The sequence below is a fragment of the uncultured Nitrospira sp. genome (genome assembly GCA_902500695.1).
Lineage (GTDB): Bacteria > Nitrospirota > Nitrospiria > Nitrospirales > UBA8639 > Nitrospira_E.
This window is the reverse complement of the sequence record CABVRQ010000080.1, coordinates 1-16632: the sequence shown is the minus strand read 5'-3', so window position 1 is coordinate 16632 and position 16632 is coordinate 1. Positions and strand designations below refer to the sequence as shown.

Annotated in this window: 11 protein-coding genes; all 11 read right to left on the bottom strand. The window is 45.4% G+C overall.

Annotated features, from left to right (window positions below; translation table 11 throughout):
• Positions 1 to 148 precede the first annotated feature (148 nt).
• Positions 149 to 925, bottom strand: a complete 777-nt coding sequence (locus AAH187_RS15875) for a CpsD/CapB family tyrosine-protein kinase (RefSeq protein WP_342349451.1) — start codon at positions 923 to 925, stop codon at positions 149 to 151.
• Positions 926 to 934: 9 nt separating this feature from the next.
• Positions 935 to 2296, bottom strand: coding sequence for an AAA family ATPase (locus AAH187_RS15870; protein WP_342349450.1), 1362 nt, complete (start codon positions 2294 to 2296; stop codon positions 935 to 937).
• A 16-nt stretch (positions 2297 to 2312) separates the two neighbouring features.
• On the bottom strand, positions 2313 to 3662 hold the full coding sequence (locus AAH187_RS15865) for a hypothetical protein (RefSeq protein ID WP_342349449.1): 1350 nt from the start codon (positions 3660 to 3662) through the stop codon (positions 2313 to 2315).
• Between the two features lie 118 nt (positions 3663 to 3780).
• A complete protein-coding gene (locus AAH187_RS15860) occupies positions 3781 to 4887 on the bottom strand; it encodes a polysaccharide biosynthesis/export family protein (RefSeq protein WP_342349448.1) in 1107 nt (368 codons plus the stop codon).
• Between the two features lie 173 nt (positions 4888 to 5060).
• The gene (locus AAH187_RS15855) at positions 5061 to 5690 is read right to left on the bottom strand and encodes a polysaccharide biosynthesis/export family protein (protein WP_342349447.1); all 630 of its coding nucleotides are present in this window, start codon (positions 5688 to 5690) and stop codon (positions 5061 to 5063) included.
• A 500-nt stretch (positions 5691 to 6190) separates the two neighbouring features.
• Complete coding sequence (locus AAH187_RS15850) at positions 6191 to 8725, bottom strand: polysaccharide biosynthesis protein (RefSeq protein WP_342349446.1); 2535 nt, start codon at positions 8723 to 8725, stop codon at positions 6191 to 6193.
• A 165-nt stretch (positions 8726 to 8890) separates the two neighbouring features.
• Positions 8891 to 10048, bottom strand: coding sequence for a DegT/DnrJ/EryC1/StrS family aminotransferase (locus AAH187_RS15845; RefSeq protein ID WP_342349445.1), 1158 nt, complete (start codon positions 10046 to 10048; stop codon positions 8891 to 8893).
• A 137-nt stretch (positions 10049 to 10185) separates the two neighbouring features.
• Positions 10186 to 10881 (bottom strand): class I SAM-dependent methyltransferase, encoded by a 696-nt coding sequence (locus tag AAH187_RS15840; RefSeq protein ID WP_342349444.1) that lies wholly within the window; start codon positions 10879 to 10881, stop codon positions 10186 to 10188.
• Between the two features lie 76 nt (positions 10882 to 10957).
• Positions 10958 to 12196: a glycosyltransferase family 4 protein gene (locus AAH187_RS15835; protein ID WP_342349443.1), complete on the bottom strand. Its 1239-nt coding sequence runs from the start codon at positions 12194 to 12196 to the stop codon at positions 10958 to 10960.
• Positions 12190 to 13509, bottom strand: coding sequence for a nucleotide sugar dehydrogenase (locus AAH187_RS15830; RefSeq protein WP_342349442.1), 1320 nt, complete (start codon positions 13507 to 13509; stop codon positions 12190 to 12192). The genes AAH187_RS15835 and AAH187_RS15830 overlap by 7 nt, the downstream gene beginning before the upstream one ends.
• A gap of 135 nt (positions 13510 to 13644) precedes the next feature.
• Positions 13645 to 14367, bottom strand: a complete 723-nt coding sequence (locus AAH187_RS15825) for a class I SAM-dependent methyltransferase (RefSeq protein ID WP_342349441.1) — start codon at positions 14365 to 14367, stop codon at positions 13645 to 13647.
• Positions 14368 to 16632: the final 2265 nt, after the last annotated feature.

Here is a 16632-nt window from a genome sequence, read left to right as displayed (position 1 = left end):
TGGCAGAAATTTGAATGCTGGAAAGGGAAGACGTCCGAATAGGACAGATCCTACTGCAGATACGTTTCGTAAAGGAAACTATGAAAAAATTAATGCGTAGTCACACGATTGAGGAGAAACAAGCAGATCTTAGCAAAAAGGAAAAACCCTAAATGAATTTATAGAGAGATTCTGGTATGTATAAATGCCGCTTTGTAAACACCATACCAAGCAGATTTCCTTCCTGCATAAGAATCTGGTCTCTGACTTTTTTTGCGACAGCCGAACGGGTTCCTTCAGCTTCAACCACTAGCACAATACCATCAACGGTTTCACAAAGGGCCAAGCTATCTGCAGTGACATTGGCCGGAGAAGAATCGATGAGTATGAGGGAAAACTGTTCACGGACTATTTTCCACATATCAGTAGGATTGTAGAAAGTCCGTGTTGTGAGAGCAGACTGGACTTTGGAAGATAATGTAGCCAGGAAAAGATTGGATTGCTCAACCTGAGAAACGACCGCATCAAGAGCTTTCCCATCATTTAATACATGATCCAAAGGGGATTTGGCTTCAATCCCGAATGCCTGATACTGACTAGGCTGCATAAGATCTGCTTCCACGAGAAGAACAGGCTTATTGCTGTGCTGAGAGGAAAGTAGAGCAAATTCTCGCACAAGGGTGGACGTGCCTTCTCCCTTTCTTGATCCGATGAACTGAATGACATTTTTGTCAGGGCTTGGAAGAAGTGCGGCAATATTTTGCGCCATGACCATCAATTCTGATTCATTATAAAGCCTTGGAAAAGAGGATGTATTTCTAACTTGTAATAAAGAAGGGGACGGGATCGATACAGAAGGAACTTCTATTGGCTCCTTTTTCGACTCATTCCCAGAAGCCAACTTTTCTCCATAGGCAATTTGCAATGCATCGTAAATTTTACTCATAAGGTTGTCTTATTCTTTCACGTACTCAGGCAATACAATCTTTTGACCTGGAAGAATGATATTGGGATCGCTGATTTGTGGGTTATGCCGACGGAGCCATTCCACATATTGCCGGCTTGAGGAACCATAGGCTTCATTGGCAATTTGACTCAAATTATCCCCATCTTTGACCGCCCTGGTAATTGGTGAGCCTGGGCTTGGCTTTGCAGCCACTTCCGTATGATCCCTGATTTTACCATCAGACTTGGGTGATTCTATTACCTTTTCGACGGGTTTTTTTGTCAAAACACCATCCCTCCCTCCACCTGAATCAGGAATAGGTCGTTCAATTTCTGAGACAGATGAAGCCATAGGTATCGCCTGCTCTCCAAGTTGACCTGTGTCCTCCTGAGGCATTTTTTCAGAGGGGATCAGATTCACGTTCTGGCGGTCACGTTCATTTAGGCCTACCTGGGATACTCCAGCCTTTCCGGGAAGGAAGATCGGGCTTAATAAAAAAGCGCCAATTGCCAAAAGTATGACCACGGCAACACCGACCGCCCACTTCATAAGATAAGAGGAACGAGAACCATTCATATCAGCTAGGATTTCTCGAACCTCACTAATAGAGACGGGTTTTTGCTGTCTGCCATATCCAGTAATCAGGGCGTTATCACAAAGAATATTAATTCTCCGTGGAATGCCCTGAGCCTCGCGGATAATCAGTTTCATAGCTCCTTGTGTAAATAAAGGCGTCCCGGTGGAAGAAGATAGCGCAACCCGATGCTCAATATAAGCTTGACTTTCCTTCGGTTGTAGTGGCTGTATCGTTGCACGAAGGGCAATGCGTTGATTCAAAGATTTCAATGTAGGATGATTCAGTAATGCTGTTAATTCCGGCTGCCCGATTAACACAATTTGGATGAGCTTGTCTGTGGATGTTTCCAGATTAGAGAGTAACCGCAACTGCTCCAGTGTTTTAACCGGCATATTTTGAGCTTCGTCAATTACCAGCACAACCGTGCTGTCAGACCGGTATTCCTGAATCAATGCTTCCTGAAGTTGATTGACCATCTCAGCCGAATCATCCTGAGACGGAGTAAGGTCAAGGCTTCGAAATATGTCGGTCAGAAGCCCATGGAATGACAAAACTGGATTAAGAATATAGACTGTTTTCTGTTTGCGATCACTTGTCTTTTCAAGGTACGCACGAATAATTGTCGTTTTTCCTACTCCGACTTCGCCATAAATGGCGACAAACCCTTTTCTTCTCTCAATACCATAGATAATAGCCCCCATCGCTTCCTTATGGCTGGGGCTCAAATAAAGGAAATTGGGGTCAGGGGTCGTATGAAAGGGTTCTTTTTTGAGTCCGTAAAATGCTAGATACATAGGGATAAATTTCTGATTACAGCTTTTGACCAAAAGAAGCCAAGAGGGGGAGGTTCAAATCGTTTGCCGCTTGTTCAGGGCGTGTGTAGGATCCTTCCAGATACTCAACCATAAACCCAAAACCGATACCCATCATAAGGCCAAATAGAGCGCCTAGAATAAGCTTGAGATCTGTTGGACGACCAGCAGGTTTTCGTGGAATCTCCGCCGGCTGGATAACACTGATATTGGACATTTTCAGACGATCCATCTCTTCAGATACTTTAGCTTCCTCAACCTTTTTGAGATAAAGTTGATAATTTTGCTCATCGGCTGCTCTTTGTCGCTCCAGGACGATTAATTCTTTATTTAACAGGTCGAGTCGCTGTATTTTTTTGTCAAGGTCCTCAATTTGGAGTGCAATAACTTGACTGCTTGACTGAAGGGTCGTGCTTTCAGACACGGCTCCAAACTGTTCCCTCTCAAGCTGGCTGTACATCGCTTTTTTTCCACTCGCTACCGTATTGACCCGCTCATTTTTCTGTTCGGAGAGAATGAATTTTTCCATCTGGTCAATTTCTTTCCGAAGATTGAGAACTGGAAAACTGGTTTCCGTGTATCGTGTTAAGAGTTTCTGTTCTTCGCGCTTCAGAGCAAACAGCTCCGCTTTGGCCTTTTCTAGATTTCCGCCTTCTTCCACTGTGGAAACCGGAATATTTTCGAGAATGGTTTTCATTTGAACATCAAGTGAAGCGATTTTACCTGCTAAACCTTGCAGGCGATTCTTGATTGTTTTGTATTCGCTATCCAGGCCAGCTCGCTGATCGAGGAAACGACCTTGTTGTTCGACAAGGGGGGAAGAAAGATCATGCTTACTTTTAAAAGCCTGAAGATTTTCTTCTGAACGTTCCAGTTGCACCTGATAGTCATGTAACTGTTTAGCCAAAAACGACGCCTGCGGATCACTAAACACTTGCAGATGCTTTACTTTTAAGAATTCAATCAAGGTATTTAAAACCGTTGCAGCCATTTCCGGTTCGGCGTGGAGAAAAGAAATTTGAACCACATTCGAATCCTTCACATGCTCCGGCAACAATCTAGCCACTAGAATTCCGGCAGCCGCCTCCACGGCCCTATCTGTATCCTTCGGAGGGGAACTCCAGAATTCCGGATAAACATTGTGAACGCCTAGATCAGCCACAACCCGTTTTGCAAGATCCCGTGAAGTCAAAATACTGATTTCCGATTGAACAACATTTTCCTCATTGAATCTGGAAAATTTATCACTCCCGACTTCTGGCCGCACAATATGTTCTCTCCCGAACTTGAGCATGAGACTTGCCTTGGCTTCATAGAGGGTTTCTGAGGCGTAGATCCAAATACCCACTCCCCCGAAAATGACAAGAAAAACCGAGAGGATAACAAATTTCTGTTTAAAAAAAGCCGTCAAAATATCACGGATATTTCCAAATGGATACGGCAACCCTTCCCTTTCTACCATACCCTCAGTTTCCATGTGCTCCACCAGGATTCCCTTCCCCTCCTGTTGCACTGATAACCTCACCAGGCACATTCGATGAACGAAGAAGGACAGCCACTTCAGGATTCTTGAGTTGCCCAGAATAACTCTTGATTAAAATCGTTCGAATTTGTTCCACCGTATTTCCGACAACAGTGATTTCACCGACCAACTGTAAGGCGATACGCCCATCCGGGCGAACCAGGACGGTTTCATTGAGTTCTGGATTAAAAAAGAACTTAATGTCGAGCTGGTCTCCCACCTGAATTTGATAATCTTGTGGTGGCGTCGTCCCTACTTTGGTGAGGTAATTTATGTAATTTTTTTCATCTGCTGTGACTTGACGCCGAAGTTCATCAAGTTCTGGCCCCAGATTTCTCAGCCTATTTAGTTCCTTGTCCACTTCAGCAATCTGTTGTTTGATCACTCCACTTTGTGCTTCAGCCGATACAAGGTCGGCTTGGGTGTGGAATAATTGCATTTCCATCTCAAGAAAGAGCGGGTTCTTGCCAGTGGAGACACTGCGGGACACTTGAGCTTCCTGTTCCTTTATGAACTGATTAATTAATTCCATTTCTTTTCGAATTGACTGAATATGAGGGTTACTCTCGGTGTATTTGTTTAATAGTTCCTGTTCTTTTAATTGAAGATTCAGTAGATTATTCTTGGCCCCACCAACAATCCCTTGCTCTGAGGCCGAACTCGAAAGAGGGATCTGTTCAGGAATCTGGCTTATCTGACCCTGCACCCAGGCGAGTCTCTCCTGAAAACCTTTGACTTGGTTTTCGGACCCCTTTAATGAATCGTCCAAAGATTTACGCTGTTGAAGAAGATGATTCATTTGCGTTTCAATTAAAATAATTCCATGTTTTCGTTGAAAATCTTGAAGACGTCCCTCTGATTCTTCTAAACTTTGTTGATAGGAACGGAGTTGTTGCTTCATAATCGAAAATACCCGATCGCTAGGCTTTTCCATGCTCGTCGCGGCCGGAGGATTCCCAATTTCTGATCCGGTTTCGGCAGAAGCTTGGCTCTGAGACGGGAGATTAATGGGGAAGGGTAGAAGTAGAATAGCCAAGATTGTGGTCATCATACGGCTGTTTCTGTGGAACCGTCGAAAAACTAACTGAATTCTTGTCATATTCACAATCTTCCTTTTCTCTCCTTATCAACACAAAACCATCAGCACCCAACCTTTATTCTAATGCTAGAAAATATGGGGGCGAGAAAAATCAGGTAATACCCTTGCACTGGCAACACATTAACTTACCAAAATGACCTGGGCACATAGACCATATCAGAGGGAAGCAGTCGAATATCCTGACTCAGATCCCCTCCATTGAGGGCCCCATCTAAATCCACATTAATGACAAACCTCTGGCCATCTTGATCCTCTCGTATTACTTTTACGTTACTTTTCTTCGCCGTGTCTTCGTTCATACCCCCGGCACGCGCAATTGCTTGCAACACACTTATTGACCCGACCATTTCATATTCCCCCGGTTTCCCAACTTCTCCATCGACATAGATTCGATATGGCTCGCGTATTGAACGAACAATGACAGCAATCTCAGGATTTTTTAGTTGCCCAACATACTTTTTCTCCAACACGCCTTTGAGCTGCACGGGAGTCAGATCTGCTGCCTTAACTTCATGAACCAATTGCAGGGAAATATGCCCGTCAGGCCGCACAACTAAATCTTCTTCGTTTAACTCGGGATTAAAAAAGAATTTTATGCTTAATTGGTCCCCGGGTTGGATTATATAACGCGGATCATCAATGCTAATTTGTTTATGCTCTTTTCCAGGAACATTAGGTGGACGTTCAGGATTTGTTTTTCCAGAAAGAGTAGGGTAACCATTAGGTTCCAAACTTGAAGCATCAACGGTCTTCATTCCCTTCCACCCTGAATTGCACCCGCACAGAAGAATGAATGTAGCCACAACAAATAGAATTCTCATCCGCTTATGTTCCTTCATTAGTAACAATTCCTCTGTAAACACCCTCATGCTCACTTTACTGCAGCCGACAACATCTGGGCGGAGGAATAGTTTGGAAAAAGGCTTTCTCGATTCACTCAAAATATCTTCTTTTTCAGATACTTTTGAATTTCACATTGAATGACAATGGCACTTCGATTGACCCTTGTCAGCTAAAGGGTCTTTATCCATGGAAGCCTTGAACTTAACCATAAATGATACCTTATAAAACTAAATTCTATCAAGACTAATTAAGTTTGGAGCTTATTCATCTCTCGGATGAATCAATCTGAAAATTAAGAATAGCCGAAAATTCAGACTCTATCGGCTTTCTAGAGGAATCGAGGCCCGACATCTAATCGCCAGGCATAATTCTGGCTCGCCGTCAGAATCGGTGGCTTTACTTAGCCCCCTCATCAATGAATTTGATATTCCTCGCTCATCGTTGCCAGTTCCAAAATTTCAGGGCGATGAAAAGTAGGCACCAACTGCTGAAGGAGCTCAATCACAGAGGGAGAATGACCCAAAATCTGTACATCCTCCAGCTTGCTCAGAATATTCGTCAGGAATGCCGGGTCAAGGGATTGCCTCGATTGAATCCGGAGGATTTTATCAATGGATGAGGGAAAAGCCCGCTCACCTTCCCCAACCAATTCTTCTTCAAGTTTTTCTCCAGGGCGAAGACCGATAAACTGGATGGGAATATTTTTATCAGGCACATGACCAGAGAGTCGAATGAGGTTACGGGCGAGATCCACCAGCTTAATTTGTCCGCCCATCTCAAGAACATAAATCGCGCCTTGCTCCCCAAGGGCGGCAGCCTGCAACACTAAGATCACCGCTTCCGGGATCAGCATAAAGTAGCGGCGCACCTCCGGATGCGTGACGGTAACTGGTCCGCCAGCCTTGATCTGTTTTTGGAAGCGGGGCACGACACTGCCATTACTGCCCAAGACATTGCCAAAGCGAACAGTCAGAAACCGCGTCTGACTCCGATTCGCCATGGCCTGGACGACCAATTCCGCCACTCGTTTGGTCGCCCCCATGACACTGGAAGGATTCACGGCCTTATCTGTCGAAATTAACACAAAATGCTCGGCACCGAAGTGCGCGGCCGCTTCGGCCACTAAACGGGTGCCCAGAATATTGTTTTTGAAAGCTTCACCTGGATTCACCTCCATTAACGGAACATGCTTGTGGGCCGCCGCATGGAAGATAATCTCAGGATGGTAGGTCTTAAATGTCTCGTGGAGTCGCGGTACATCCGTAATATCTCCCAGCACTTCATGAATCACATTGGAATTACCCTGGTCCGTCAACTCACCCGCAATCGCATATAAACTATTCTCGTGTCGTTCATATAGGATGAGGGCCTTAGGAGCAAGCGCGACAATTTGGCGGCAGAGTTCCGAACCAATAGATCCGCCAGCCCCGGTCACCAAGACTCGCTTCCCATCGATTAAATTTCGCACGGGTTGGGGATCCAATCCCACCGGAGGACGCTGAAGCAGGTCTTCAATCGCGAGGTCCCGTATCTGACTGATCGTGACTTTGCCTTCCAGGATATCGCCAAAGTTCGGGAGGGTTTTGATGCGCACGTTAAAAGGTGCCAACAGGGCCGTAATGTCTCGAAGAACGGCTGAGTTCGTCCCAGGCAGGGCTACTAGCACTTCCTCCGGTTTGTATGTGTGAAGAATGCGTGACAGATCCTGGCGTGTCCCCAGAACCTTGACTCCATGGATGCGCTTGCTCACTTTGGAGACATCATCGTCCACAAATCCAACGGGCGTATAGGAAGAGGTAGAATGTGATTGCATCTCCCGAACGATGTTTTCCCCCGCATCGCCAGCCCCGATAATGAGAACTCGTTTCGTCTTTCTCAAGACCTTTCGCTCTCGAAAGATTCGAACCGCAAGCCGGATCCCACAAAGAAACCCGACCAACAGGATACTATCGATGATAAAGATGGACCGGGGATAGCCAGTGATACCAAACCCCCATTTGACGACCCCATAGAATACCATGGTTCCAGCCAACACCCCACCCGTAATCTTCTTTAAATCCCAGATACTGGTATAACGCCACAACCCTTCATTGAGGCGAAAGATCATAAAGGCAATCCCACGAATCACAAGCAGACCTGGCAAAGTTTTGAGAAAAAGTTGCCTGGAATCTTCGGGGATGTGGCCATCAAACCTCAACCAGAACGACAAATAATAGGCCAAAACAATCAAGGCCAGATCTAATGTAATGATAATGGGTCGCCGATATTTGATGATAAGTTGGAAAACCACCGAGCTCTCGAGAAAAGCCACCTCATCATGATTATCACGATCAGTGACCTTTAAAATGACACTCCGCAAGCCCAATAGTTGCAGTAATGTCTGGGCAATGACGGCAAGGTCAAAAGCTAAAGAGGCATGCTCGATATATAATTTTGCTAATCGGATTTTTTCCGGCAGGATCGTATTCGTATACTCATCTTCGGGTTTTTCAACCTTTCCGAGCATAGCCTGTTCATCAATGTACTTAAGAGAAGCCAGATCAGTTAAACCAGGCCGGACCGTCAAGACATCATGATAGTCCTCTTTGAACTTTTCAACATAATAGGCCACTTCCGGACGTGGGCCCACCAGACTCATATCCCCTATCAAAACATTAAACAGCTGCGGAAGCTCGTCAAGTTTTAACCGGCGCAAAAACCGTCCGATTCGGGTCACACGAGGATCTTCGCCGATGGTCAGCTCCCCTCCCTTTTGGGAGGCTTCCGATCCCATGGTGCGGAATTTATACAGACAAAATGGCCGAAACCCCCGTCCCACCCGCACCTGTTGAAACAACACAGGTCCTCGTGAATCCATTTTAATAAGAAGGGCGAGCACGACAAAAAGAGGCGTACACACCACCAGGCCAAAAAACGCACCAAGAGTGTCAACAACACGCTTAGTCATCACCGGTACTCCTGAATAAACATTGCAACCACTTCGATGGAATGTGAAGTTTGTTCTCTATCATCTTCCAATTAGATGGAAAAGGAGAGCTACCACCATAAGGAGGGGGGAACATACCATGTATCCACTAAAAAGCTTCAAGAATCTGAATTTTACCTCGATTACTTATCGCCGGTGCGCTTTGATAAGCGTTGCGACCACCTCAATGACATATTGGATATCAACTTCTGTCATTTTAGGATAAATGGGGAGAGAGATAATGCGTTCAAATACGGAACTAGCTACAGGAAAATTATTGGGGAGATACCCGTAATTATCCCTATAATAGGGGTGAAGATGCAAGGGGATAAAATGCACACTGGTTCCGATGCCTTCTTTCTTCAGGAGATCGATCATTTCGTTTCGTCCAATCTGCAGCCGTTCCAGATCCAATTGAATGACGTAGAGGTGCCAGGCATGCTCCACATCGTCGGCCACATGGGGAACCGTAATTTCGGGAATCTCCTTAAAACCTTCATTATAAAGCGTGGCGTACCGCTTCCGGATCGTTCCAAAGCGGTCACATTTATGTAACTGGGGGATTCCAATTGCCGCCGCAATATCCGTCAGATTATACTTATACCCCGGATAGCAAATCTCGTAATACCAGGTGCCCTCAGGGGTATATCGATTCACAGCATCCCGCGAGATACCGTGCAGGCTTAAAATTCGCATGCGCTCTGCCCACTCGGCATTCTCAGTCGTCGCCATCCCCCCTTCACCAGTCGTAATCGTCTTAGTTGAATAAAAAGAAAAGCAGGTAATATCGCCCAAAGTCCCAACCATCCTCCCACGATAACGGGCCGGAAGCGCATGAGCCGCATCCTCAATAACCTTCAGTTGATGAATTCTGGCAATCTCCAGGATACGATCCATTTCACAAGGCTGACCGGCATAATGAACAGGTATGATCGCCTTTGTTTTCGGCGAGATCGCTTTTTCAAGCTGGTCCACATCAATATTCAGGGTATCAGTCTGGCAGTCCACCAACACCGGTTTCGCCTTAAAATAATGCACCACCTCTGCTGTGGCGGCAAAGGTCATGGTGGGCACAATGACTTCGTCGCCTTTCGTTACGCCAACGGCTTCGAGGGCAAGATGCAAAGCAGCCGTGCAGGAATTCAAAGCCACAGCATGTCGAGCCCCTACTCGCTGCGCAAACTCCGCCTCGAACTGCTTGGTCTTTGAACCTGTGGTCAACCACCCTGAACGGAGGGTCTCGACCACCGACTGAATTTCTTCTTCCCCGATATCAGGAACATGAAAGGGTAAAAATTGCTTCATCCTATCCTACCGTGGTTTGCATAAAATTATGAATGTGTTTAAAAAACGAGAATTTATGGACCTTGCACTGCTGCTTGGTCGCCATGAGTTGATGCATGCGAATTACACCAATTTTTACTCACCACGGCAACGTCTGTTCACTTGCGAATAACTCCAAGATAATGGGAATTAAATATTTTAAGTCGTTCTAGAAAATAACAAGTCAGCAAGGAAGAGGGGGCCAGGAACCGTGCCAAAGGGGGGGCCAGCGTTATTCTTCGAAGGTCGATTCGACAATTCGGGAAAAGCCGAAAAATTTCACGCTTATTCACCCCCTGAACATCAGGATTTCTTGGATTGTTCATATGGAAGTCATACCAGAAAATAGCACCATCTGCTTTAATGACGCGCAACATCTCCCTCGCTATCTGTTGTCTCGTAGCGGCGTCAAGTATCGAAGAAAAGACGGTAGACTGAAGAATGAGATCAAAACAACCATCTGGGAATTTGAGCGTGGCCGCACTCCCGCATTCTATTCGCATGGCTGCCGGACAAAGCTGCCTGGCAATATCCACCCGGTCGGACAGGAGGTCAATTCCATTGATGTTTTGAGGCCGTGCGCCCCATTTAATGAACTCCCGAAGCCAAGATCCCGTACCACATCCTATTTCCAGAATACGTTTTGTGTCTAAGGGTAGGAAACCATGACTTTTCAACGCTCTCAAAAATAGCCGTTCCCGTTCCTGCATCAGAAAAACATAACTGGGGTTAAACCATGAATAATGGGTATCCGCCTGGCGTTTGCCATAGGCGATTCGAATTCGGACTTCTTCAGCTTCAATGCCTTTGGACATATTATTAGGGCATGAAATTAATCACAAAAATAAATCCGAGATGGTTCAGGAAGTTTTAGAGACCCGGAACCAGATTCTAATGTTGTGATATTCCAAGCTCCTGGATCCATCGTGTCACAATAATCTTCCAACTATAATCGGCTTCGACTAAATGCCTACCGGCCTTCCCCATGCTATCACGGCCGGCCCGATCAGAGGCGAGTTGCTCGATGGCGGCCGCCAATTTTTCAGGATTTTCGGGATCCACCGTCATCCCACAGTGATTATCCCGAATCACATCTGAGGCCTCCCCGAGACCTGCATAAATAACCGGAACCCCACAGCTCAGGGAAGGAAACACTTTTGAAAGCCGCATCTGATTCGCAACCTCCAGATCGCGTAACGTCGCAATAGAGGCGTAACTAATCGAATACAGTCTGTCCATTTCTTCATAAGGTGACTGGCCAAACACCACATTGCTTAACTTCAAATCTTTGGCCAACTGAATAATCCGTGGCCGTTCAGGACCATTGCCAATCATCAGGAAAACAAGATCCTTATGGTCATGGAGTAATTTGGCAGCGTGTATGAGTGTATCCAACCCATGGTAATACGCATGGGTACCCACATAGACAAATACCGTCTTTTCTCTCAACTTCCATCGATCCAGCAATTCCGGACAAGGGGGCTTTGGGCAGAGGAAGCGAGTGTCCGCCCCATTAGGAAGAAAGGTAATCTGAGTACGAGGTAATCCACGTTCTTCAAAATGACGAATGAAGCGATGAGTCACCGTCGACACTTTCCATGATTTCCTCAGGAAAAGGTTTTCCAAATAAAAGGCCAAACGAAGAAAAGCCTCGCTTTTAATAAACCCCATTTGCCTGGCAACATCCACCTGCAAATCCGGCACATGGTAAATATAGGGGACTCCTCTGATCCATTTCATGCAAAGGCCCACGATGCCAAGAGACAATGGCTGTGATTCAACAAACAGGACATCGGGACGCGGACCAAACAGGGCGGCAATCAGGGCGGTCAAAGTAAAGCTCAAATAATTCAATAACCGAATCAACGGCGATTTTCCACTGCCAGGATAAATCCATACCCTTCGGACAGGGACACCATCGATTTCTTCTCGAATACTGAATTTGGTGGTGGGATATCCAGGGAAAATTTCCCCCTTGGGATAGTTGGGCAGCGCGGTCAAAACTTCTATATCAATCCCGTGCTCACGCAATTCATTGGCCAGACAGCGTAAACGGATTTGCGGGGCTCCAATTTCCGGAGAATAATACTGCGTCAGGATAAGCCACCGCTTACGAGGAATATTTACCATGAAATCCCTGTATACTTTGCGAATCCTAAGGATTCAGGCCGATCGGCCAGGCGAACCAGATCAAGGATCATAACGGAATGATTCACATTTTTTAACAGATCTAAAAATTCCGGACGTTTCTGGCTCACCACCAGCACATCGGATCCGCTTATCATCTCTTCTGCACGATCACACAGAATCGTTTTGATTTGAGGCAACTGGCGCTCTAAATACTCAAGATTGGCTCCCAACATTTCCTGAAGATTCACATCAGGATCGTATACGAGCACATCCACTCCATCCTGCCAAAGGTCTCGAATCAAATTAATAATGGGGCTTTCACGAAGATCATCTGTTCCCGCCTTAAAGCTCAGACCGAAAATACCAACCTTTTTAGCACCGACCTCCTGAAGTTTAATCCGGGCTAAATTCACTTGCTGCGAGTTGCTCGGCAGGATAGATTCCAAAATGGGCACTTCGACCCCGAGGCGGCGGGCATTATAAGTCAAGGATCGCAGATCCTTGGGAAGACAGGAGCCACCAAAGGCAAACCCCGGCATCAGATAGGCAGGGGAAATATTCAATTTCGTATCCGAACAGACAAGCTTCATCAGTTTATGGCTGTCAATATCAAGACGGTCACAGACGCGCCCAATTTCGTTGGCAAATCCGACTTTTAACGCATGAAACACGTTATTCGTGATTTTCAAAAATTCCGCTTCTTCAAGAGTCACATGCTGAATCGGGGCATTGATTCCCTCATAGAGCCGATCAAGAACCTCGCCAGACCGCTGGTTCAGCTCTCCTATAATAGTATAGGGAGGTGAGTCAAAGTCCTTCACCGCACAGCTTTCGCGTAAAAATTCCGGATTCATCGCTAAGCCAAAATCGTCTCCAGCCTTTTTTCCGGAAACTTCCTCAAGAATCCTGGCAAGGAGATTACGGGAGGTTCCGGGAAATACCGTACTGCGTAAACACACCACATGATAATGCGAGATACCTTTGAGTCCCCGACCGATATCATGCGTCACAGCTTCGACATAGCCCAGTTGGGGACTACCATCGGCACTACTGGGGGTTCCAACACAAATTAAGGAAATATCAGCTTGCAAAATGCAATCAGTTCCATTAGTAGTTGCCCGCAAGGTGCCTGCCTTGACGGCCTGCTTGATCAAATCGTGTAACCCCGGTTCCTTGATGGCGCAATCCCCCCTGTTTATCGCTTCCACCTTGGTGAGATTGGGATCAATACCGATAACCTCGTGACCCAAACGTGCAAAACAGGCAGCTGAAACGGTACCCACATACCCAAGCCCCCACACTAAAATCCGCATAACAAGCTCCCCTTACTCCATAGTTACGGTTAACAACTCACTGCACCATTGCAAACGTTCCCTGAGATCATTGGCCAAAAGGCTTCAAGAGTCTGGAAGATCTGGAAAAACGTAGGAAGAAACCCATACCAAAAATCACTGCCGTGTACCCGTCACCACGAACATCTGTCCATGCGTATCGTGAGACATCCAATCGGCCACTCGCACGATACTATAAAAAATGGGGAATAGAGGTAGCAGGAGACGAGGACGACGGATAAAGATTTCCCGAGACCGGATCGCTGCCGATGATCGGATCAGATGTACCGTAGATGGCTTTTCATATTTTATCCCGACCTGCTCCAACATTCCCTGCATTTCATCCTGGCTGAAATACTTCGTGACGAAATGTCGTTTCTTGTGCCACTCCCGGAAAGCTAAGGAAGAGTTCTCCGGCAAGAGGCTATCGACGGAAATCGCCAACCGACCGCCAGGTTTGAGGACACGGGCCATCTCGCGCAGACCTTGAAAAGGATCGTTAAAATGCTCCAGGCAACTGATGCTCACAACCTTATCAAAACTCTTATCGGGAAAAGGTAAGGACTCGCCAAAACTTTGCACATAACCAATGTTCGGATAATCATACAACATTTTGGCGTGTTGTAATGCCTGCCAACCCGGATCGATGCCGACAATACGCGCACAGTCTTTAGCAAAGGACGCCGTCCAATATCCATCTCCACTCCCCGCGTCAAGCACCATATCGGTCTTCTTTAGGGCCAACATGGATTTCAGCGTCGCGAATTCACGATCCCTATTCAGAGTCAACACGCTTCTACAAATACGATCAATTCGAGTGAGGTACATCGGCGACGGCACTTTCCGGAGTATGAATCATACTCACATTATGGGGCAAAGAAATTGGAGAATCCCATAGAAATACAGTAAAACAGCATCACAGTAATGGGGGGAACATGACCGAAACTACCCAGCCGGCCTCATGGACCAATCACCTCCAAAGCTCCGATCTCTGAAGAACACGATTTCTTACCTTCTAATTGTCTCTAAATTGCGGATAGCACTCCATTGGGGGGACACCACCATATTAGTATCTGCAGATTAGATGCATAACATTAGATCAAAAGGTAGTTTGAGGGTAAAGTTTTAGCGATCGTTCCCGATACATATGCCTTTAGTTAATGGGTCTATCCGTAGAAACCTGATTGTCTCACATTATAGCGATATGGCAAAACGCCCTTAAAGAAAACACGCATGGTGAAATCCAAAGTCGTCCTTAAAACAAAGTACCCCTTATTCGCCTGCCTGCCGGTTTCTCTGGCATCCTTTTAATAATACCTGTGGCCCCCAGCGACTTACTTCGCCTCAAGCATTAGGAAGGATGGAACGCCTGTAGCCAGGCAGCTCCCTTCCGCACGATGTAATATTCACTCGGTCGGCTTGTTTCCGATGACATGCGATTAAACCGTCGCGGAATATATTCAAAAATGCTGGAAAGGCATTACAGGACAAATTTCCATTCCGGTTCCTCGCGGACCAATCCTGGTAAACTTGCAGCCTTACCTGAAGAAAAAATAACGCTGAAAGGAACGGTGGCCATTGGGATTGAAACACCATTGACGCTGAATGTTATTTTCCATGGCATTATCATTTAATACAATATGGTATAGAAAAATCTGCATGAAGTTAATACCAACATCCATTGGAATTAATGCACGCAATAACTTGTACAACCATACGATCTTTGGGAATACAGGTCGCGGAATTGGTATTACGAACTGGGAATTTCGACACAAAATTCATGAACAACATTATCTATAATAATCCTACGAACCTATTAAATGAAGGCGTTAATACGACACTCAGCATAATCTAACGACAATTCGAAATTTTTAGATACCGAGAATGCCGATTTTAATCTTTTCGCAACCAGTCCAGCTCTTAATAATGGGGTATATATCGAGGAAGTAAAAGCGGATTTTGAAGGCCTAAACAGATCGCCGAGTTTCCCAAAAATCGACGTGTACGAACATACCACAAATTCAATGAGTGAATCTCCAAAAAATTTACGGTTGGTTGCAAATTAACAAAAATCATCATAACCATCCATCAAAATTAAACCTCTGAGCTTTTGTTCAGAGGTTCAGATTTTTGGCAGGCACGATTCATCCGTTGACTCCTCACGAATATATTTCCGGATCCTTGTTGCCTGAATACCAACCCCCTCATACCTAAGTACCACCTTAAAAAAATAATCTTCTCACAGTCGTTAACCCAGCTCAGGAATTTTCTTCAATAGGAAAATCTCATACTTCTTCAGGGTCTGGACGGTTCAGTATCAAGAGATCTCAAAATCAATTCGGCCTGCAAGACATCCACTGCCTGACCTCTAAATTCAATTCTTCCCCCCCACAAAAAAGCCTGAAGGGTTTCTGACATCTTTAATACCAATTTCATAAAAACCGTAGGTTTCAACCTACACTAAATTTGGCCGATTTTAATTTTTCACAGTTTATTTTGCTTGCCATTCGGGTAAATTCTAATCCGAATTGACTGTATTCTTTAGTATTTTTGTATCTAATGACAAAAAAAAATCCAGAATTGTCCATTGACGGTACCGATATTGCTGTTACCACCTCTGGCATCTGAATTCTCAAAAAAGTATTCCAAGTTTCGAACACCATAAGAAAAATTGCAAAAACAGCATAATTACTGATCATGGATTGCACAATCTGGGGTAAAATTTTGCCGCTCGAACAATGAGGAATGGAATGAAAGCCATTGCTCATAATTTGGAATGAATACGGCAAAATCTTCCATTCTAATAATTCCTTTACCCCAATTGCCTAGTTCATACATGCATTTACCATTGAAAAATATTGCCAAAAACACTTTGCTCAATACTCCCCCGATAACGGAGTACTTTGTGCACAAATTTTCCAGATTTATTATGTCTGCAATCAGAAACCCATTATTAGAATATCCGTAGATTTTTTCCTACCTAATTCATTTAATTCTTACACAATCATCCCCCGCATTTATTCCGTATTTTTATTAGGCTTTTTCTGTGCACAGATGATCGAAAATAGGGATCGATCGTGCGCGCCATTTGTCAACGTGCCTTTG